The organism is Polyangiaceae bacterium (genome assembly GCA_020633235.1).
Lineage (GTDB): Bacteria > Myxococcota_A > Polyangia > Polyangiales > Polyangiaceae > JACKEA01.
Map to the genome: position 1 here is coordinate 41759 of JACKEA010000012.1, position 21101 is coordinate 62859.

The 21101-nt window shown below is 65.6% G+C and carries 11 protein-coding genes; 2 read left to right on the plus strand and 9 right to left on the minus strand.

What is annotated here, in order from left to right; all coding sequences use genetic code 11:
- The first annotated feature begins 33 nt into the window (after positions 1–33).
- Both H6717_41745 and H6717_41750 read left to right on the plus strand, forming a co-directional pair.
- A complete protein-coding gene (locus H6717_41745; GenBank protein MCB9583631.1) occupies positions 34–1620 on the plus strand; it encodes an IS21 family transposase in 1587 nt (528 codons plus the stop codon).
- Positions 1617–2378 (plus strand): ATP-binding protein, encoded by a 762-nt coding sequence (locus H6717_41750; protein ID MCB9583632.1) that lies wholly within the window; start codon positions 1617–1619, stop codon positions 2376–2378. Before H6717_41745 ends, H6717_41750 begins: the two co-directional genes overlap by 4 nt.
- Positions 2379–3683: 1305 nt before the next feature.
- Here H6717_41750 and H6717_41755 read toward each other — a convergent pair.
- The 9 genes from H6717_41755 to H6717_41795 form a co-directional block, all read right to left on the minus strand.
- A complete protein-coding gene (locus H6717_41755; GenBank protein ID MCB9583633.1) occupies positions 3684–4499 on the minus strand; it encodes an ion transporter in 816 nt (271 codons plus the stop codon).
- A gap of 56 nt (positions 4500–4555) precedes the next feature.
- Entirely contained in the window at positions 4556–5557 is a 1002-nt protein-coding gene (locus H6717_41760; protein ID MCB9583634.1) for a restriction endonuclease, read from the minus strand.
- 20 nt (positions 5558–5577) lie between these two features.
- Positions 5578–6273: a phospholipase gene (locus H6717_41765; GenBank protein MCB9583635.1), complete on the minus strand. Its 696-nt coding sequence runs from the start codon at positions 6271–6273 to the stop codon at positions 5578–5580.
- 29 nt (positions 6274–6302) lie between these two features.
- Entirely contained in the window at positions 6303–8156 is a 1854-nt protein-coding gene (locus H6717_41770) for a DUF1998 domain-containing protein (protein MCB9583636.1), read from the minus strand.
- Positions 8153–11593, minus strand: coding sequence for a helicase (locus H6717_41775; protein MCB9583637.1), 3441 nt, complete (start codon positions 11591–11593; stop codon positions 8153–8155). The genes H6717_41770 and H6717_41775 overlap by 4 nt, the downstream gene beginning before the upstream one ends.
- 21 nt (positions 11594–11614) lie before the next feature.
- Complete coding sequence (locus H6717_41780; GenBank protein MCB9583638.1) at positions 11615–12547, minus strand: phosphoadenosine phosphosulfate reductase; 933 nt, start codon at positions 12545–12547, stop codon at positions 11615–11617.
- Positions 12548–12590: 43 nt separating this feature from the next.
- Positions 12591–13325, minus strand: a complete 735-nt coding sequence (locus tag H6717_41785) for a hypothetical protein (protein MCB9583639.1) — start codon at positions 13323–13325, stop codon at positions 12591–12593.
- 88 nt (positions 13326–13413) lie between these two features.
- Complete coding sequence (locus H6717_41790; GenBank protein ID MCB9583640.1) at positions 13414–17319, minus strand: hypothetical protein; 3906 nt, start codon at positions 17317–17319, stop codon at positions 13414–13416.
- A 55-nt stretch (positions 17320–17374) separates the two neighbouring features.
- Positions 17375–20629 carry a hypothetical protein gene (locus tag H6717_41795; protein ID MCB9583641.1) on the minus strand — a complete coding sequence of 1085 codons (3255 nt, stop codon included), beginning with the start codon at positions 20627–20629 and terminating at the stop codon, positions 17375–17377.
- Between the last annotated feature and the right edge of the window lie 472 nt (positions 20630–21101).

Below are 21101 nucleotides of genomic sequence, written 5' to 3' on the forward strand. Positions count from 1 at the left end.
CTGGCTCCTCGTTCCTCCGGGACGCACGAGCCGATGTCGACGCGACACACCATGCGCAAGATTCGAGAAGTTCTCCGACTACGCCACGAGTGCGGATGCACGCAGCGGCAGATCCAAGCCTCGACCGGTCTCTCGAAGGGCTCGGTGGGCGGCTACCTCAAGCGAGCCCGCGACGCCGGAGTGGGCTGGGAAGTTGCACGCGAGATGAGCGACGCAGAGCTCGAGGCGCGTCTATTCAAAGCCATCGGCCGACTGGAGCCAGCAGGTCGAGCAGCGATCGACTTCGAGTGGGTGCATCGGGAGATGCGCAAGACTGGTGTGACGCTCCAGACGCTGTGGGTCGAATACCAGGAAACGACCAGGCTCCGTGGCGATGCGCTGCGGCCCTACCAGTACAGCCAGTTTTGCGACGTCTACTCTGCGTGGAAATCGAAGCTGGCGATCACGATGCGGCAAACGCACCGTGCGGGCGAGAAGTCATTCGTGGACTTCTCCGGCAAGAAGCCGAGGCTGATCGACGCCAGCACGGGCGAAGTGAAGGACGTCGAGCTGTTCGTCATGCTGCTCGGTGCGAGCAGCTACACGTACGCCGAGGCGACCGCCACACAGAGCGCAGCGGACTTCATCGACGCCACCGTGCGCGGCTTCGAGTACTTCGGCTGCGTACCGGAGATCCTCGTTCCGGATCAGCTCCGTGCCGCGGTCACGGGACCGGACCGCTACGATCCGGACATCAATCCCGCCTACCTGGAGATGGCTCAGCACTACGGCGTCGCCGTAGTTCCCGCCCGGCCCGGAAAACCAAAGGACAAAGCCAAGGTCGAGGGTGGCGTGTTGATCGCACAGCGTTGGATCCTCGCCGCGCTCCGCAACCGGACCTTCTTCAGCCTGGCGGCACTCAACGAGGCGATCTGGGAGTTGCTCGAGCGGCTCAACTCTCGGCCGTTCCAGAAACTGGAGGGCTGTCGTCGCTCTGCGTTCGAAGGCATCGACCGTCCCGCAATGCGACCGCTGCCCAGCCTACGTTTCGAGCGGGGCGAGTGGAAGCGGGCAAAGGTCAACGTCGACTACCACGTTGCATTTGACGACCGGTACTACAGCGCGCCGTGCGCGCTCATCGGCGCAGCCGTCGAGGTGCGGGCAACCCGTGCAGTCGTCGAGGTGTTTAATGGCCGCCAGCGCGTCGCTTCGCACGTTCGAAGTCGCGCTCCGAAGGGCACGTACGTGACGTGTCGTGAGCACATGCCGAAGTCCCACCGCGAGTACGGCAAGTGGCCTCCCCAGCGGATGCGATCGTGGGGCAGGAGTATGGGACCCAACGTCGGCAAGGTCGTTGAAGCCATCTTGGGCCGCTACCGTAACCCAGAGTTCGGCTACCGGGCTGTGCAAGCCCTGGCCCGCGACGCTCAGCGTGTGGGCAACGACCGGCTCGACGCCGCCTGCGCACGCGCCCTCGCAATCTCTGGCCCCGGTGGCCCAACACGCAGAAGCATCAACGCCATCCTCGCACGGGGACTGGAGTCAAAACCGTTACCGACAAACGACCCCGAGCCCACCGACTTCGTGCGCCACGAGCACATTCGTGGCGGCGAATACTTCGACAAGGAGACAAACGAATGATGGACCAAGAAACTCATGACAAGCTGCTCGCGCTGCGGCTGCGCACGATGGCGCAGGTGTTCCGCGAGCTACTCGACAAGCCCGACAAGAGCCTGACCTTCGCCGAGAAGGTCGGCATCATGGTCGACCGCGAGTGGCTCGAGCGCGACAACCGCAGGACCGGACGCCGCGTGAAGGAAGCCAAGCTCCCCGTCAACGGTGTGCTCGAAGAGGTCGTCGCCGACGCCGGCCGCGGCCTCGACAAGGCCGTTCTCCGCTCGCTCTCGACATGCGGGTGGATCAGAGCCAAGCAAAACGTGATCGTCCTGGGGGCTACCGGTGTTGGCAAGAGCTTCCTTGGCTGCGCTCTCGCCAATGCAGCGTGCCGCCAGGGCTTCCGTGCGCTGTACGTCCGCGTTCCTCGGCTCGTTCACCAGCTCTCGATGGCGCGTGCCGATGGCAGCTACGCTTCAGAGCTCGGGCGGCTCTCACGCTTCGATGTGCTCGTGCTCGATGACTTTCTGATCGCGCCCATGAAGGACACGGAGCGACGGGATCTTCTCGAGGTCCTGGAAGATCGCTACGACCACTCATCCACTGTCATCACTTCGCAAGTGCCGACGAAAACTTGGCACGAGATGCTTTCCGATCCGACCATTGCCGACGCGATCTGCGATCGCCTCGTACACAACGCTCACGTCCTCACGCTGCGCGGACAGTCCATGCGGAGGAAGAAAGGGCTCGCTCCCACCGACACCCCGCCATCCACTACCACCTGACCACTGCGGTCGTCGCTTCGCTCCGATTCGGCGCCCAAGTGCTCCGGAACGGATGCCCAAGTCGTCGGAACGCGTGCCCAAGTTGAGCGGAATACGCAGTTGGGTCACATCGTGGCAGGCTCGAGGTCGCCCGACTCCGGAATTTCGTCGGGGCGCGCTTCCCGGCACGCGGTCCTACCGGGCAGATTCAAATCGCAGAATTCCTGGCATTCGTCTTTCGTCGGCCCACACGCGGCGATCATCACTCCCTTGATCTCGGACGGTCGCGTGCAGCAGTAGGCCTTGGCTCGTTCGAAGCAGCCTCCCCCAGCTCGTTCGCAACGCTCAGCGCTCGATAGACACTCCCGGGGCCCACCTGGGAAGTTTGGCGCCACGCCACAGTAGAACTTGGTCGGTTTCGATGCTTGGGGCCCTTGGAGGAAAGCGATACCGATCGCGACGACCGCGACTCCGGCAAATGCAAGCTTCGTGATGGTGGACATTTGGGACATGGCGCAGCTCGTCTCGGCGGAACTCGGGTGAAGCCCAACGTGAAGCTGCTGCTCCGCCCCGGCAGGGCAGAAAGGCAGGAAGGCATTGGGCCTGTGTCGGTTGTACTGCTCCGACAACCGACTGGTCGGCGAGTTCCAAAGCTTGCGGGACGCGGCCTCGCACGCAGGGCCCGACCTGCTGCTCCGAGTTCCCCAGGCTGCGGCGTGACGGGGGAGCCGTGTCGGGCCGGAGGCGCGCGCGCGGCCTCCAGAAGTTCGCGGCCTACGAACCGTCCCGGATCTGTGACTGCGAGGACCCGCGCGTGGCCGCCAACGCCCCCCCTTGTGTTCCGTCAACCGGATTGCGACGATAGCAGCATATGCTGTTCGCTAGTGGGGTTGCTAACGCGGAGCGCTCGAATGACGAATGGGTGGGCACCTTGGGTATTGCTGATGTTGCTTTCGTCCGTGTTGCTTGCGTGCGGGGGCGGCGCAGAATCGCGGCCAGTCACCACACCCAGCGGCCGGCCGGGCTACACCGTGAGCTGCGAAGATCCCGCTGACTGCTACGAGGAAGCAGGAAAGCTTTGCCCGACTGGGTATGACATCCTCGACGCCGGCCGGCGTGTCGAGGAGCAGCGCGTCGCAAATGCACTCTCCACCATGGGGGCCGGGCTCTCCAATCAGCCTGCGCAAAGGCACACCAAGGTCAAGACCGATGCGTTGATCCAATGCCGCTGAGACCAGTTTTGCGATTCTCCGAAAACGTCGCGACCGCGGCTACCTCTGAAGCTACTGATGATGAGGTTTGGTCCGGCGCGGAACCACGCGCGGCCTAGGATCCGTCCAACGCTTCTCCGCAGTGCGGACAACGCCGCTTGCTCTCTTGTCGCTGCTGATCCTCCAAGAACGCTGCGCCGAGAATCCCGGTGGGCACCGCAAACAACCCGATGCCCAGCAATGCCACGATGCCGGCTAGCACCCGGCCGATCGGCGTCACGGGAGTGCAGTCCCCGTAGCCCACGGTAGACAGAGTCTCCACTGCCCACCACATAGAGGCAGGAATGCTCGAGAAACGTTCGGGCTGTGCGTCGTGCTCTGCGAAGTACATCAGGCAGGATGCGATGAGCAGCAAGGCAACCACCAGGGCTAAACTGATCAGCAAGGCCTCCGCTCGCGACCGGAAGACTCGCGCGAATGTCTGCAGAGCCTTCGAATATCGATGAAGCTTCGCGAACCGTAGGAGCCGAAACAGCCGCATCACCCAAACGACGCGAAGGTCGAAGCCAAAGAATGGGAGGTAGAATGGAAGCACTGCGGCCAGATCGATCAGCGCCATGAAAGTGAGGGCGAATCGCATCCTTCCGCGCACGGGTTCCCGGTAGCGCTCGTCTACTGTGCACGACCACAGTCGGAGGACGTACTCGACGGTAAACGCCAGTACCGAGATCAGCTCGAAGATCTCGAAGGCCGCACCAAGCTGGGCGTGAATGGTTGCGACCGTATCGAGCACTAGCGTGACGATGTTCGCGACGATCAGGGCGGCGATCGTGACGTCGAAGACTCGACTGGCGCGATCACCTTCACCGGCGACCTCAACGATTTCGTAGGTCCGACGTCGAACGCGTTCGAGGACCGTAGTGGTATGCATGCTTAGTTCCGCGGGTGTGACAGAAACGCTGGCCGCAACACGTTCAGCAGACCCTGCTACTCCTCGAGAACCAGCGCCCAAACACGCTTCAGCGGTAGCTCAGTCTGAAGTTCTTTCGGTAGCTTGCTGTACATCCGAAGCACGGCTTCGAGCAGTGCGCCCGCATCCCAAAGCCGAATGCGGAAGTAGCTCAGGCGGCTTTCCGATTGCACGGCCTTGTTGAATCCGCCCCAACACACAAGCAGCCCTTGCTCGGCACCGAACGTCTGCATCGACCCCTGGAGACTTCTGAAGACCGTGACATCGGCAGGGCTCTGCTGTGACTTGACCTGTACGCAAAGACGTGGCTGGGCGAATCCAAGTGGGCCCGTACCCGCAAGAATGTCCACGCCGCCATCTGCCCCCGGAGGCGAGACCTGGACCACATACCCTTCGGCTTGAAGGACAGCAGCTACCAGGTCCGTTAGATGGTGGCCCTTGAACTTCTGAAGGACGTGCGTCGAGATCTGGTCACGGGCGATCTGCTCGATGTCGGGAATGGACTCCTCGTCAGCGCTGCCCGTTGCGTCCGATGCCATCGGAGGTTCGCCCGCAAGCAGCGCACGGATGCGTGTCTCAGCATCGTTTCGCGTGATCGCGCAGACGGTCATGAATGCGCCAAAGGAATAGAGAAGGTCCTGGTCGAAGGAGGTTCTGGGGATGTCCGTTCGGAGCCATTGCACCGGTCGACGGTGCTCGGGTGTGCCAGGTGAGTGAACGTACTGATAGGGACCGGTCACTTTGCCAATCGCAATGGCAGAGGATCGCTTCAGCGGCAGCACGACCAGGTCGTCCGGCTTGATGCGGTGGGAGAATGCCCACAGTTGGCCCACATGGTTGCTTCGCCGGTTCTTCCCCGCATCGGGGTAGGTCTGCAGGTACAGCTGGTCGAGCTCCTCCCGCGTCTCGGCCGAGGCGAGGTTGGGCATGTCATCCCAGCCAACCACCGCGACATCGTTGTCGAGGGCGAAGTCCTCGCGATCCCCTGTTTGTCCTGCCCTAACCAGCCACACTGACATTCCAACCTCCCACCAAGCCTTCACGAGACTTGTCGAAACACCCCCGCCCCCGCCGCTCCCCACCACTGCCGGCTCAGCGCCTCCGCAAACGCCGCATCCTCGATCAGCACGCCCACCTCGATGTTCCGCGTCTGCCCGCGGTCGGTGAAATTCGCGCTGGTCACGAGCGAGCGGATCTCGTCCACCACCACGCACTTGGCGTGGATGCTCGCGTACACCTGCTTCGAGATGCCGTCGGGGTAGTAGTAGATCGTGGGCAGCGGCTCTCCGAACGGCCAGTTGCCGCGCAGGAACTCGTCGCGCCGGAGCTTCGCCGCCTCCTCCGGCGCAACGCCGTCCACCGGCTGCATGTCCAGGAACGCGTCCGCCTTCACGCCGCGTTCCTTCATCACGCGATGCAGCGCTTCGAACAGCCGGTATCCGTGGTCGAAGGCGTACCCGCCGATCAGCACGCTCTTCCGCGCCGCCCCGAACATTTCCGCGACGACCACCGCGGTATCCCGCGCCAAACTCACCTTCGCCTCGGGCCCGGTCCACACCAGATCGATCTTGGCGCCCCGCTCTCGCCGCCTTTCGGCGATCACGGCGCGCAGCAGTTCCGCCGCCGCACCTGCCGGCATCGCCCCCAGCGGCGCAGCCGCGCCCAGAACCTCCGCGGGCAAGGAAGCGCTCGCCGGCGACTCGCCGCGTTCAGCAAGCGCGAGAAGCGCCTGCAACGCCGTCAGAGATACCCCCGTGAGATCCATCATACCTCGAAATAGGCAAGCGAAGGATCGCGCCCAATGGTCGGCACCACCAGCCCGCGATCGAGGTAGCGATTGAACCGCTCACAGCTACATTCCGCGATGAACAAGCACCCGTGGCATGCGGAGCCCTCGAGGTACCGCTCCGCCAGGTCCCCCTTGGGCGAGTGCGCGGCGCAGACCGGGTCATTCGAGCACAGCGAGCCGAGCTCCAACGCCCGCGCTAGGTGATGGCGCAGGTGCCGGCCCTGTTCCACGAGTCCGCCCAAGGTCCCTTCCGTTCCAGGTGTCCCCGTCGAGAGCAGAATCCCAGCCATCGGCGGCTCGTCGTCCGCGGGTGCGCAGTAGATGCGCTCGCGGATGGCGCTCGCCGCGTAGCCGCACTCCAGCGATAGCGCCGACATCAGCAGATGCGCCAGCGAATGCAGGAGATAAAACCGCACCCCTGGGAAGTCCGGCCGAGCCTCTGGCGGCGCCGCCTTGAACTGCTCGTCGAAGCCCGCCAGCAGCTCGCGTCCCCGCTCCTTCACCGCCGCGCGACGCTCCCACGCGCGCACGGCCTGCTCGTCCAACTCGATGAAGATACCCTCGCCGCGGACCTCGCTCGCCGGTAGCCAGTCCGCATTCATCCCCAGCGGGGCCGTCCGCAGCGCGAGCTCGTACTCGCCCTGCAGATCCGGGGTAGGGAAGTCGATGCGCGTGAACCCGACCTGGACGCGCACCTCGCGCAGCTTGCTCGCCAGCACGAGCCGCGCGATCCCCGCGGGCAATCCACCCTTGGGCGTCACCGACCGCGCGAAGAAGTCCGCGCCGTCCGGCGCTAGCTCGCCCTTGCGCTCCGCGGGCTGGCGGATCAGCTCCTTGTACTCGGCCGTCCGCAGTGGGTCCCGCTCGATCGGCACGCCCGCCTTCTCGGCGCGCACGGCTTGAAGCACCGCGTCGTTGTCGAACCCGCTCAGCGCCTCGCCCGCGCGATCCACGAGCTTCCGCAACATCGCGATCTCGTCGGCGCTGCTGACCTTGTTCAAGACGTCCCACACCGACAGCACCCGGTCCATCAGTGCTTCGGTTTCCCCCGACGGGATCGATAGCGCGCTTTCCACCTGCGAGAAGTACGCATTACTCGCGGTACGCACCAGGAGCCGGAGGCGCTCGCCGGAGCTGCACGCCTCGGAGCCCTCGGTGCCCAGCCATGGCCGTTCGCCACTGCACAGCGGATTTGTCTCTCGCGTCAGCGCATCCCGCAGTCGCCGGTACCCACCGCAAGCGCAGCGCACCACGATCTCGCTGAAGTCACCGCTGGCCCCTTCGTGCAGCGTCAGCTGAGGCGCCTCGCAGGTCGGGTTCTGTCCGTGCGCGAATCGGATCCACGGCCAATCCTCGAGGTGCCCATGCGGACAGGCACCCACGAACCGCACCGGCACGCATTCCGAAGGTCCGCCCACATCGCAGCGGTGCACGTATCGGTTCCGCTTCAGCTCCAAGCCGGTCGCGCGCACCAGCCGCCGGCAGCGCGGGTTCTGGCACACGAACCACTTCGGAAACTCGAGCACCTGGATGCCGACCGACTTGCTCGGATCCGAATCGTCCCCCGCCGGCGGCAGCAGGAACGGCTGCTCCCTGCGCAACGTTCGCCCCGCCTGCGCCAGACGTCGCGCCAACACGTCCCGCAGCCGCGGCTCGTCCACCGCCTTCGCCTCGTGTCCGCGGCTCCAGTAGTCGAGCCCGCTCACCAGCACGGCCGCGTCCACCAGATCGAGCATGGCCCCGGGGCCGTAGGTTGTGACCACCTGGCTGAGCCGCACCGCTCCATCCGGTCGCGGCCCTGCGCCTCGGCGGGCTCGTCGCGGCTTCATCGCTCGGGCTTCCCTTCCGTCCCCAGCGCCCGCCCGCGCTGCAGCCACAGGTGAGCGCTCGGCTCCACGTCACGCATGCTGGTCGGCGCCGCGAACTTGTACGCCCGCTCGTCCTTGCGCGGCTTGGTTTCGGGTGGATCCACCACGCTCCACAACAGCGGCACTCCGCCCTTCACGTTCCGGTCGTAGCGCGAGTACGCCCGCGCGGTCGCATCCTTGTGCGCGTCGTCGATGATGTGCCGCCAGGCATCGAACAGGTTGCGCGCCTTCTTGGTCAGATCGTCCCGCAGCCGGGTCTCTTCCTCGGCACTCAGCCCCAGGGCCTGGGCGCTGCCTCGCGATGCGATGTAGTGGATGACGAACCGCTCCACCGCGGCGTGGTCTTTCAGGTGCATGAAGCCGAGCGGTGGCGTCAGCTCCGGAGCGCCGTGGCGCGCCATCGCCACCAGCGTCCCGGCCAGCCCGCGCTCCAGCGCCGGCCCCGAGAACGGCGTCAGCGAAGTGGCCTCCACCGAGCGATAGAAGCTCTCGTGGTAGCTCGTGAAGCGCTCGTAATGCGAGCGGTCCCGCGGCTTGTGCAGGTTGTACACCGTGACCACCAGGCCGGGATGCTGTCGGCCCACGCGGCTGGAAGCCTGGATGTACTCACTCGTCGTCTTGGGTTGCCCGGCCACCACCATCAACCCCAGCCGGTCGATGTCCACGCCCACCGAGATCATGTTGCTGGCCAGCGCCACGTCCACGCTTTCCCGTGCAGCGTGCCGCGCCGCGAGCCGGGCCTTGGAGCGAGCGATGTTCGCGGTGCTCTCGCGGCTGGTCAGCTCCACGGGTTCCTTCCGCAGATCGCGATTCGAAAACCACGGATGCGGCCCCGTCGTGCCTTCGGGCCGCAACAGCGCCGCCTGCGCCGCCCGCGCCCGCACCTCGTCCTCCACCAACCGCCGCATGCCGCCCAACTCGCGCAAGCTGTTGAAGTACCCAACCAGAGTCATGTAGGCATCTGCTGGTTGGTCCGGCGCGCCTTTCGGATCGTAGAGCTTTTGCGCGGCTGCCAAGAGGGACACGTAGGTGCGCAGCAGGATCGCCTTCATGTTGCGACCGCCCGCCGCGATGCCGATGTAGAGGCGCCCCGGGCTCTCCTTGTCCACCGTGGCGAAGAACGTCTCCGAGTCGTCCACGCCGGGCGGCGGAAACTGCGCCATCTCGCGATTGAACAGGGCTCGGATCTGCTGCTCTGCCCGCCGAACCGTCGCCGTAGAAGCGATGATCTTCGGCAGCGCGCGCTCGCGATATTGCATGGACGGCGGTGGCAGGTCCGAGTCGCCGCTCGAAGTCGCCGTTCCGGGCGGCTCCGCCGCGGTGCATAGCGCTTCCACGGCTGTCTCGTACAGACCGACCATGGTTCCGAGCGGTCCGGAGATCAGATGCAGCTCGTCTTGCACGATCAGCTCCGGCGGACGCAGGCCGTCCGGCAGCGCCATCGCTCCGGACGGCAGCTTCGCCTCGCCGCACCCGACGAACTGATCGCCGTCCCGCGCGGAAACGCGCCCGAACAGCATGCCGGTCTCCGCGCGCCAGGGCAGCATCGCGAACTTGTCCACGGTGGCGACCAGGAAGCACGGCAGCTCCTGATAGATCTGCTCGTCCACAAACAGCACCGGCAGCCCGTCGCGGTTCTTTTGCGGAGAGAACTCGCACTCGCGCCAGTTTGCGCAGGAGAGCACCAGTCCGGTCCACTTCGAGCGAGGACCACGAAGCTCGAAGCTGTCCTTCGTGAACGGCGTCCCGCACCACGGGCATTGTGTTAGCGGCGACGGCGGAACGGGCTCGGTGGCGTTGCTGTTCTTGAAGTCGATGATGCGCTTTTCCACCTCGGCCAGCGTGTTCGCCGTGGCCGACCGCCCCACCCACAAGCCGATGGTGAATCTCTCTTGTCCCAGCAGCTCCGTGCGCGTTGCGCGGAGCTGCTCCAGCGCGCAAATCAGCGTGGCAGCGCGGCCGAGCTGGTCCAGCGTGAGCAGCCGCAGCGTGTACCGCAGCAACACGGCCACGCCCAAGCCGCCATCGGGTCGCTCCTGGCCGCGCATGCGCCGCAGCAAGAGCGTGAACGCGATCACGCCGAGGTACGCTTCGGTCTTCCCGCCGCCCGTGGGGAAGAAGATCAGCTCGACCAGGGCGCGGTCCTCGTGCTTGTCGTCGCTGAGACCGGAGAGGTTCAAGAGCACGAACGCGAGCTGGAACAAGCGCCACTTCGGCGCTCCGCGCTCCGGGCTCCGCTGCCGCGCCGAACGCGCCATGGCGTCGTTCGCCAGCTTGAACGCTTCCAGCACTTGCGGATCACTCGCGAGCAGTTCCACGCCTTGCGCGATGCGGGCGCGGGCGCGGTCCGCCTCGTCCATTACGGCTTCCCGTGCGGCTCGTCGCTCGTCGCTATCCACGGCGATCTTGCGCTGGGACTTGATCCACGCTGCGTACTCGTCCGCGAGCGGCCCCAGCTTCGAGCGAACATCCCCACCATCAGTCAGTTGCGCAAGCGCCTCCATTGAGGTCTCGGCTTTCGACTGATTGAAGGTGACGACGCGCTTCACTTCCGCGCGCGGGATCCAGCAGCTCCGCGCCGCAACGCAGCGCTCACCCTCGTGCTCCAGCTCCACGGCCACGCCGTGCCCCACGGCGTACTCAGCGTGGTTTCGGAACTGAAGGTCGAGGATCCGCTCGTCGCGATCGGAGGAACGTTCGTCCCGCCGGTTGGGGCGGGGCAATATCCCTTCCGGAACCCGTAGCTCGAGAGACACCTGAAAAACGAACTGGCGGTCTCCGAGCCCTCGCGCGTTTTCGGCGGGGCGTGAGTTCACCAAGAACAGGGACAGGGCTTGCGTCCCCGCGGGCAGGCCATGGCCGCGCGCAGCGCCCAGCGTTCCTTTCAGATACAGTCCACCCGAATCCGGAACCGGGATGCCCTTCCCAAGCTGTTTCGCGTCCAGCGGTACTTCCACGGACACGTCGTGCGGCGGCAGCCGACGCCACACGAACTTCGAGCCTTTCACTCCGTCCGCTTCTTCCGGCAGCCCCGCATCCTTGCGAGCAATGCGCTCGTAGTCCGCGTACTGAACACTCGCCGTGACGCTCGTCGTCTCTTTGCGCAGCAGTACGGACAGCCCCAGCGACGCGGGCAGCCGTTGCTTCTGCTTCGGCTCCGGCTGCTCTCCGGCCGAGAACTCGTCCGCGTCCACGTCGTCCCCGCCGCCGACGTTCTCGTCGTCGGTCGGATCTTCGTCGGGCTGTGCGCTCTGCGGCGCCAGGAAGCCGGTGAGGTACCAGCGGGAAGGGCGGAGTTTCAGACATTCGCAGATGGTCGGGTGCTCGGCGAACGGACCCACTGCGTCACGCGTTGTTGCTTCCACCAGCTGGTTTCGAGTCTGCGGTCCAATTGTCATTCTCTCTCCGCCTACCGTCAGCTATTCGCGATACTCTGGGCATGCTCGGTCCTGAGCCCACAACTCATGGATCAGCTTTACGTCTCCGGCCGGCAGCAGACGCCACGGAACACTCCGCTCAACTTGTCTGAGTCTGGCGAGTATTTTCTTCCGCGCTGCCAAAGTGAAGGGCCCCATCCCCTTCTGGCCGTTTCGTCGATACCGACACCGGTTCCGCGGATCCTCACGGAATTGACTCAACCAGTCTCGGAAGTCGCGGAGAGGCCTTAGCGATTCGTATCCTTCTCGTATTAGACTTCCCACCGATCGGTCCCTGCGAATGACCGTGCAGGTCCAGCAGCCAAAGCGGCCTGCTCCGCATGGTGGCCCATGTTCGTCCCGAACCATCGGACACTCGCCGTCCGCGTCTCGATACAACCCTGCCAGAGTCTCCGCGTCCACGGCGCGTGGTCGATCCAGTCCCAGCACGCAAGACCAAATGTCGTGGGTCGTAAAGTCTGCGACTGGTGCGAAAATGACTCGTCGCGCCGCTCGCCCCTGTGAATAGAAGTATCGGCTCCTGAGCTGGTGTCGCGCAAGCACCTTGTCGCGCTCGACACTCTCTCCCCGACGCGTTCCCAAGACGACAGTACCTGCACCGTTATCGCAGCTACGGAGCACGCGCGTCACGGGGTTGATACGCAATCTGTCCGTGCACCACCTGAACTTGTTGGTCGGTGGCGGATACCCGCGACCAATGATCTTCACGAAAAAAGAATCGTGTCGCGGTGGCCGGGCAACCCGCACGCGGAGGTTCAATGAGTCACCGCTCGCTTCGGCCCGCAGCTTCGCGAGCGTGCGACGCACATGTTGAGCAATGGGCGGGATTTCTACTCCGGTATCGCAGTACACGACGACAACCTGCCGCTCATGTCTCGGGCTGCGCTTCATCGCCGAGTACACCAGCTTCAGCACGGCGGTCGAGTCCTTGCCGCCGCTGAAGCCAACGTACCAGGGCTCATCGCTCCTCAGATACTCGCGGCTCACCCTCTCCATCCCGCGGATTGCCCGCCGGCTGGGAGTGGGACTGCAGTCTCTGCAGCGCAGTCGCGACTTTCGAGTCGAGTTCGACGGGTAGATTGTCGGCAATGTACGCAAGTTGCTCACTCGCTAGCCTCCGATGCCTATTCAGTGCTGCCGGTATCAGAATCGCCTCGCAAAGCACCCAGCATGCGACACATCCAGCTATCCAGAACGCGTGTCCATCGTGCAATTCAAAGAGCGCCGCCAGAAAATGCAGGATCGTTGCGGTGATGCTCACTATCGCGAGGTCCGCGGCGCTGGTTACAATCAAGCCGTTGAGGCGAATGCTATCTTGGCGAGCCTTCAGACTCAGATCGTTGTCGATGAGGCGATAGAACACGTTGAGCAGTCGTCGGTTCTGGAGCAGAAACTCTTCTTCTTCTTCGGTCAGCTGCCGTCGCTCTCTGACCGATTCGAGCAATGTCGAGTGAATCGTGTCGTGCACGTCTTCCCAGGAGAAGCTGATCGAAAAACGTTCCCGCGCATCGGCGAGCAAGTACATGGCTCCGATGACCAGCGCCAGCCCGAACAAGGGCGACGCCACTTTGAAGTCAATGGAGCTGATTGCTGCAAAAAAGTGTCCGCCGGGGGCAAGTAGCGACACGCCGGCCAAGATCGCAAGAATTCCGGGGATGGCGAGCCGTCCAAGATGAAGAGTCGCGGTGGTCAAGAGCGGCTCTTTCGATACGTTGTGGCGCGGTTCGCCGCCGACCCGCCAAGCAACAACTGGCCGGGGGACATGGACGCCTGGCACGGCATCATCTCCCGCGGCTCCTCTTGCCCGCAATCCGTTCCTCTTCCGCGCGCTGGGCGTTGAGGACGAACAGGCGGTCGATGACTTCGTCTTCGAAGCGCTCGAGCTCTGACGGTGGCGCGCCGCAGTAGGCCGGGACCTCGACATCGTCCCAGCCGTAGGCGGCAAGAACCGCGCGGTCGAGGTCCTCGTGCAACTTGCGGAGCTCGATGATCGCGGCGTCCGTGCAGGTTGGGTTCTTCAGCAGGTTGTACGTTTGAGTGAGGCCCTGGTTGGTGCGGACCATGAAGTCGGCTCGGGCGGTGTAGAGGCGTTCGCCAGCGGTTTCGAGTTCGGGAAGGACAGTGCGAGGATCTGCGACGGGAAACGGGAAGGTCTCGAAGCAGTCGCTGGCGCTGTACCTAAGTCGATCCTCAAGGGACGACGCGAGGAGGCGAGCCCAGAATTCGTGGATGCGGGATTGGAGGCCGGCGAACCCCGAGTAGTTGGGCAGCGGATACACATAGAGAGTATGGCCAAAGACGCGATCCACAGGCTGGAACGCGAGAACAAGGTGTTTTGAGACCTGGGAGTTGACCAGGCACCGCGGCAGGCCTGCGAGCGCCGCGTAGAGTGCAGGCCGCTTGTCGCCGTAGTGCCACCAGTACTTGCGATGCGCCTCACGCTTGACCTTGTCTCGCTCCGGTTTCACTCGGCGCTCAACGATCTCGATGAGGTCCGGCCACTCCTTGGCCTCCGCAAGCGTGACAGCGCCAAAGTTAATTACGTACCGATCAAAGGTTTGCGTAGGGCTGGAGTTCACTTCCTCGCCGCCCAAGTACGGGAAAATCCGCTCCGCATTGCGCGCGGCGCGTTGCACGAGCGTGTCTCGCTCCTCCGGCGTGAGCGTGAAGCCCATGCCCAACACGTAGCTTCCCACGAATGCGCAGTCCGCGTTTGTTCGCAACGGCAGCGGGTCGTCGCGTTCTGGCTTGCCGCGCAATCGGGAGTTGATAGCTTCCTCTTCTTTCCCGTCGAGATGGACATCCGGAGCGACGGCGAGAACATCGCCCTTCCCGGTGTGCACCACTGCGACGGCCACTGCCGCGTCCCCCGGCCAGAGCATGCTTCGGGTAGCATCGTAGATCTGGTGCCCGTGCCGCACCAGCCACTGGAGGCCCGTTGCGCGAGTGTCGCCTTGCGCGATCGTGTTGGTGCCGATCAGCCCCACAGTGCCGTGCGCGCCTAGGAGTGAGTCTGCACGTCGGAAGAAGTGCGCGCTGAGGTCTCCGTTCTTTCCCGCTGAGTGAAGGGCAATCAGCCAGTCGGCGTAGCTGTCACCGTGCTCGGTCGAGATGCGCTTCCCACCGAGGAAAGGCGGATTTCCGACGAACGCGTCCAGATACGCCGCCCCGTTCACGGCCCCGCCCTCTAACGGATCGGGCCGCTCCTCGTAGAACACCTCCGGCAGCTCGATGTGCCAGTGCAGCACTGGCAGTCGTGCGCGAATCTCCGCCTGAAGCTCTCGCAGCTCCTCCGTCGGCAGACCGCCGTCGCGCAACCACGCGTTCACAAGGTCGAGTCGGCGGTTACGTTCCTTCTCACGCGCCTTGTCTTTCTGTTCCGCGAAGAACGCGCCAACGCACACGTCGCCGATCAAGCGCACGCGGTCGAGGGCGTCTTCGGCGTCCCACAGCAAGCGCTCCTTCTCGCGGGCTGCCGCCGGTGTGTCGTCGTCGGCCCGCTCCAGGATCTGCCGGCGCAGCGCGACGCCTTCGTCCAGCGCTGCGTCGATCTCTTTCGTGAACAGCTCGAGCTGGCCCTTCGGCTTCCAGTGGAACGCGCGGATCTGGTCCAAGCTCAGACCCACCAGGGAATCGCCATGGCGGAGGGCGTGGTCCACGAACGTGAAAGGGTCGTCCTTGGCCAGCGTGACGAGCCAGAGCGATAGCTTCGCGAGACCCACGGCAAACGCGTTCTTGTCCACGCCGTACAGGCAACGCTGAGCGACGAGACGCCGCGCATGAGCTGTGACATCACCCGTCGTGCTGGCGATCTTGTCGAGCCTGCCTTCGCGCGTCCACGCCGCCACGAGCTGGTCCGCCAGATAGCGGCACGCCGCCACCAGGAACGCGCCGGAACCCATCGCCGGATCGCAGATCTTCAGCTCCAAGATCAGATCGCTGGGCGCCGCGTCCTTGCCGGAGCTGCGCGCGATGGTCGCGATCAGCGGCGCGAGGGTCTTCTCGACGATCGGTTCGGTAAGACTGCGGGGCGTGTAGTGGCTGCTCGTTCGGCGGCGCTCGCTGCCGGGCTGGAGGACCAGGCGACCGGCGGGAGCGGGCTCGGTCTTCCTGGACCGAAATTCCTGTAGCTCGGTGAAGGCGTCCGCGTCCGTGGTCGTTCCCTTGAGCGCGGCGGCAATCTTCTTGCTCTGCGCCTTGCTCAGGCCCGTGAGCTCCTTGATGTGCTTCTCTCGGCGGGCTGGAGACTCCGCCAGGACTTCTCCGGCCGTCAGCCACACGCCGGCCGGGCCGATGCGTACCGCGGGCGAGTCCAGCCGCAGCACGTGGTAGCCCATCAACGCTTCGTACACGCTGCCGATCTGCTCTACGTCCAGGGCGCGGTAGCTCAGGCGCTGGCCCTTCAAGATCAGGAGCTTCTCCAGCACCCGGTACACCGTGTCGTCGTCGATGCTCGGGACGCGCACTCCCGCGCGGGCGGAGGCCTGCACGATCGGCGCGGAGCCCGCCGGACCCCAGCCTTCGAGGAAGGAGTAGCGGTTCGGGTCGAACAGCTCGCCCCGCCGCGGCGGCATGTGCAGCTCGCCGTGCTGCACGCCGAGGTAGATCGCGCGGAACAGCGCGAGCAACCGCGGCCACGCACCAAACCGCCGGCTCATACTGTCGGGGTAGGCGCCGCGGTCTTCCAGAAGCTCGTCGAACAGCTCCAGCACCGACAGATGCTCGGAGTAGTGGTCGCTATCGACCGGAAGCAGGCCGCGGTCTTCCGCGTACAGCACGAACACCAGCCGCAGCAGCACCGTGAGCAGGCCGCCGTAGAGCCCGTCCGCGTCTTGCTCCAGCGCATCGCGAAGCCGGCGGTCGCCATCGCGCTCCGCGGCCGCTTCGAAGCCCGCCAGCAAGATCTCCAGTGCCTCGAACACCTGGTCCGCGAGCTCGCTGGTGACGTCCGCTTGCCGTTCACGGCTCTGGCGCAGCAGCTCCGGGAGCTGGCGGTTCCGCGCCACACCAAAAAACCTGGAGGCGGAAAGCAGCATCACGAAGGCGTCGAAGATGGGGCGGCCCCCCACGCTCGCCATCGCCGTCACGTCGAAGGTGATCGCACCGCTGGACTCGCCGTGCGGCGCGTACACCAGGCGCACCACGTCCCGATTGGTCAGGAGCCCGATCGGGACTCGGCAGTGCCGCAGCAAGCGATCGAACTTCGCGCTGGGCGGGTAGTCCCACGGCCCGGTCGTCGTCTCCGGCTTGTCCAACTCGAGCCCGGCGGGCAGCTCCCACACCAAGGCCACGTACCGCGCACCCGCTTGGGCCGCGGGCGTGCTGTCGCCAGCCGGCTCGTCCTGCTCCGCATGCAGACGGCGTAGGCCCAACGTCGGGCGCAAGGTCTGCCGGCCTTCCGGCACGTACAGGCTCAAGTCCTCCGGCAGCGCGCCCTCGCGATCGAACAGATCCGGCGTGAGCTCCAGCACCTCCTGGAAGAAACGCTCGAGATCTGCGATGCGCCGCGGTGCCGTATCGTCCTCGTCGGCCTTCTTGCGCGTGCGAGCCCCCGAGGCGTCCTTCCGCTCGACTGCCAGCGTGAGCTCCCGCAGGGTGCGCTGCGCCGCCGGCGACTGCCGCGCCATGCACTGCGCATCCACCAGCACCGGCACGCTCACCACCAACCCTTCGATGGGCTGGACCATGCCGAGCCAGGTCTCGTGGAAGCGGGTCTCGATATCGCTCATGACGCTCGTCGGCCTACCGCGTCGTCGGCCACAGGTAGACCAGACCCACCGGCTCCACCCGGCGGGCTTCGATCTGGTACAGGGTTTCGATCTCGCGCGGCTCCGTTTCGATCTCCTTCGCGATGCGATCCAGCCGCGCTTCCATGTGCTTGCGGTCCTGCTCGAACTGCTCGCGCTGCTCCCGCTCGGTGTCGCTGAACTGCAACGCCTGCTGGCGGTTCTCCTGGATGGTCTTCTCGATGCGCTCGCGCTGGGCCTTCAGGATCTTCCGCAGCGCCTCGGACTCCACCGCGGCCCGCGCGGCCAGCTTCTGACGGGCGTCGTGCTCCACCGCGTCCGCCTCGGCCTGCACGTGCTTGAACAGGGCGCGGAAGTCGTCCGCTGCGCGAGCCAGCAGCTTGTGTTGGACCGACTCGGAAACTCCCTCCAGCGACGGTGACTCGGCCAGCAGGGATTCGAGCTGCTCCAGCGCGCGGCGGTCGGCCTTGTCGGCGAAAGGCTTCAGCCGATCGGAGGTTTCCGTGTCTCGCCACTGAGCCGCCACGCTCACGAGCTGGTCGTGCAGCCGCGCGGCGCCCGGCCCGAACAGGGACAGGCGTCCGAAGGCGATCACCCGCACCAGCGAGTCCTGGTCGTTGCGCACGATGGTCACCCGCGACAGATCGTGCGCCGAGTAGCCCTGCGCCAGAAACCGCGACAGCACCCGCTTCACGAAGGGATGCTCCAGGTGAAGCTGCCCGAGCTCGCTGGTCATGCGATCCGTCGGCGCGAACACCACCGGCAGCGGTTCGCGCTTGCGCCACTCCCAGAACGCCTCGTCGCGCTCCCGCGGCGGCCGCAGCGAATCGAGCGTGGGCGCCCAGCTCGCGGACAGCGTCGGCACGCGAAACACCGCCAGCGGCTTGCCGCCGCTCGTGTGAGCTGGCGCATCCGGGGCCGCCTGCAGCGGTCCGCTGCCGGAGAGCGTGCAGCCCACGTCCAGGGCGTCCCGCAAGAGCTCCGGCCGGAACTCGAGCTGATCCCGGCTGCGGTTCAGGGCCTTGCCGTTGTCCTCGTTGTCCAACCTGAGCGCGCTCTCGTCGCTGCGCATCGCTTCCAGCTCTCGCTTGGTGGTCACCTCCGCCGCGGAGTCCGCGCCCGCGCGCTCGATGGCATCCGCGCTTCCTTCCTGGATGCCGTCGCCCAGGGTATCCCCCAGCCGGTCCATCACCACCGCGGACAGGGAGCCGAGCTCGCGCTGGATCACCGCCACTTTGTGCACCAGCGTGTCCAGCACGCGGTCTTCGTGCCGCTGGGTGTACACGAAGTAATGGCAGCGCACCTCCGGTGCCGGTTGAAGCGCGCGGTCGATGCGCCCGTTGCGTTGCTCCATGCGCGCCGGGTTCCAGGGAATGTCGAAGTGGAACAGGTCGGCGCAGTGCGCCTGCAGGTTGATGCCCTCGCGCGCCGCGTCCGTCGCGATCAAGATGCGCGCCGGATGCTCGCCGGGCGGCGCCAGGAACGCGCGCTGAACCGCCTCGCGCGACTCATCGCTCATTCCGCCGTGGAGCTGCACCACGCGCTCGTCGCCCCGCGGCGTCCCTTCGCACGCGGCGGTCAGCAGGTTCAGCAGGTAGCGCTTGGTATCGCCGTACTCCGTGAAGATGATGACCCGCGTATCCGACCACTTCGCGCCCTTGCGCTCATCGTGCGGCGCACCCATCGCCGAGCACTGGTGCTCCCGCATCCAGTCGAGCAGCGCCAACACCTTCGCGTCCGGCGCACTGCGGTTCTGCTCCGCCAGGCTCAACATCCGCCGCAAGAGCTCCAGCGCTTCCGCGCTCGGCTTCGGCAGCGCTTCGGTGTGGCGGGCTGCCGCTTCGGCTTCGGCTTCGTCCTCCGCATCATCATCGGCGCCGTACTCGTCGTCGTCGCTGCCATTCGCGCTCGGCGGCTCAGGACTCTCCGCCGCCGCGAACAGGTCGGCCTGGGCGCTCTCCCGCTTGGCCGCGCCTTCGAGCTGGGCCTCCGCAGTCTCCGCGTGACGCCGCAGCGTGCGATAGAACGCCTCCACGCTGGACAGCAGCCGCTTCTGGAGGTTGATTAACACCAGCTTCGCGCGCCCGCGTTTCGGCTTTTGCAGCTTGGTGTACTTCGCGAGCAGGTCCGACAGGACCAGCTCCGCATCCGTGCTCTGTCCGATTTCTTTTGTTGGTCCGGCGCGCTCCCCGTCACCAGCCGCCAGCGCGTGCCACGTTCCGAAGCCTTCGCCGTCGCCAGCTCCTTCGTAGCTCAGGTCCAACCGCACCACGCGCCGCCTGGGATAGGTGCCGCTGTCGATCTGGCGCAGATCTTCTTTCAGGCGCCGCACCATCACCGCATCGAGTTGATCCGGGCCGCTGATGGGTACGCCGCGGGTGAATCGCTGAGGATCCAGCAGCTCCAAGAGCGCGCTAAAGCTGTTCGAGTGGCCGTTGTGCGGCGTAGCGGAAAGGAACAGACGATTTTCGAACCGCGGCGCAACATCTCGAATCACTCGCGTGATGCGGGAGTCCACGGCGTACTTCGATGCGGTAGCCGGCGCAGCAGTGTGCGCTTCGTCCAGGATGAGCAAGCTCTTCTTCACGCGCTCGCCCAGGTGCTGGAGCAGGGGATCGCGGTACTCCGGCCGGCGCAGCAAGGGATAGCTGATGATGAAGCGCGTGTGGGTGCTCCACGGGTTGACGGCGAAGCCGCGCTCTTGGTGGCGTCGCGCGACGAACGCGCGGTTGTATATCTCGAAATGGAGGCCGAAGCGCTTTTCCATCTCGTCCCGCCACTGCAGCGCCACGGAAGCCGGACACACGATGAGCGACCACGCAACCTGGTGCCGGAGCAGCAGCTCTTGCAGCACCAGGCCGGCTTCGATGGTCTTTCCCACGCCCACGTCATCCGCGATGAAGAGGTTCGCGCGGGGCAGCGCGAGCGCTTTCTTCAGCGGTGTGAGCTGGTGATTCATGATCTGGATGCCAGCCCTGAGCGGCGCCTGAAACAGCCGCGCATCCGTCGCCGTGACGCTGTTCCACTTCACCGCGTGCAGGTACGCGGAGAAATGCCGCGGCGGATCGAAATGCTGCGGTTTGCCCAGCCCGTGCACTTCCGGCTCCAGCACGCGCGCCCCGAGCTCGAGCTCCCAGAGCACCTCGAGCCGGCGTCCCTGGTTGTCGTCATCCAGGCACACCAGCCTGACGAGCGTCGCCTGCCCTTCGTCCGGCGGCGGCACGACGTCCTCCACGAGGTAATGCCGCATCCGCACCAGGGCGAGGTCGCCCTTGTGTGGCGGCGCCCCGAGCTCCCGCGACCGCTCCGACTCTGGCGGCGGCGGCGCGCTGTGCCCGGGCTTGTAGAGGCGAAGGATGCGATCAGCGAGGGTGGCGCGTGCGCGACCCGAGTCGTCCAAGTCGTGCGCGCGGCACACCGCGCGCAGCTCGTCGCGGCCGAGAAAGCCGAGCAGCTTCGGCAGGTCCGGAGCGCCGGCGCGCTGAAGCGCCGCGATCTGCTGCTCCTTCGTCGTGTCCAGCGGGATGCCGGTGCCCAGTGTGCGCCCAAGCTCCACCAAGCGCGCCTTCGTGAGCACGGACAGCACCGAGAGTGTGGACGGCTGAACGGCCCCCATAGAGTCGAAGCTATCATGGGTCCCAGTTCCACAGAATCCCTGCGAGCCCGGATGCGACGAGCTGGGACGCATCCGGCCTCGGTGGCCCACATGGGTTCCTGAAGTC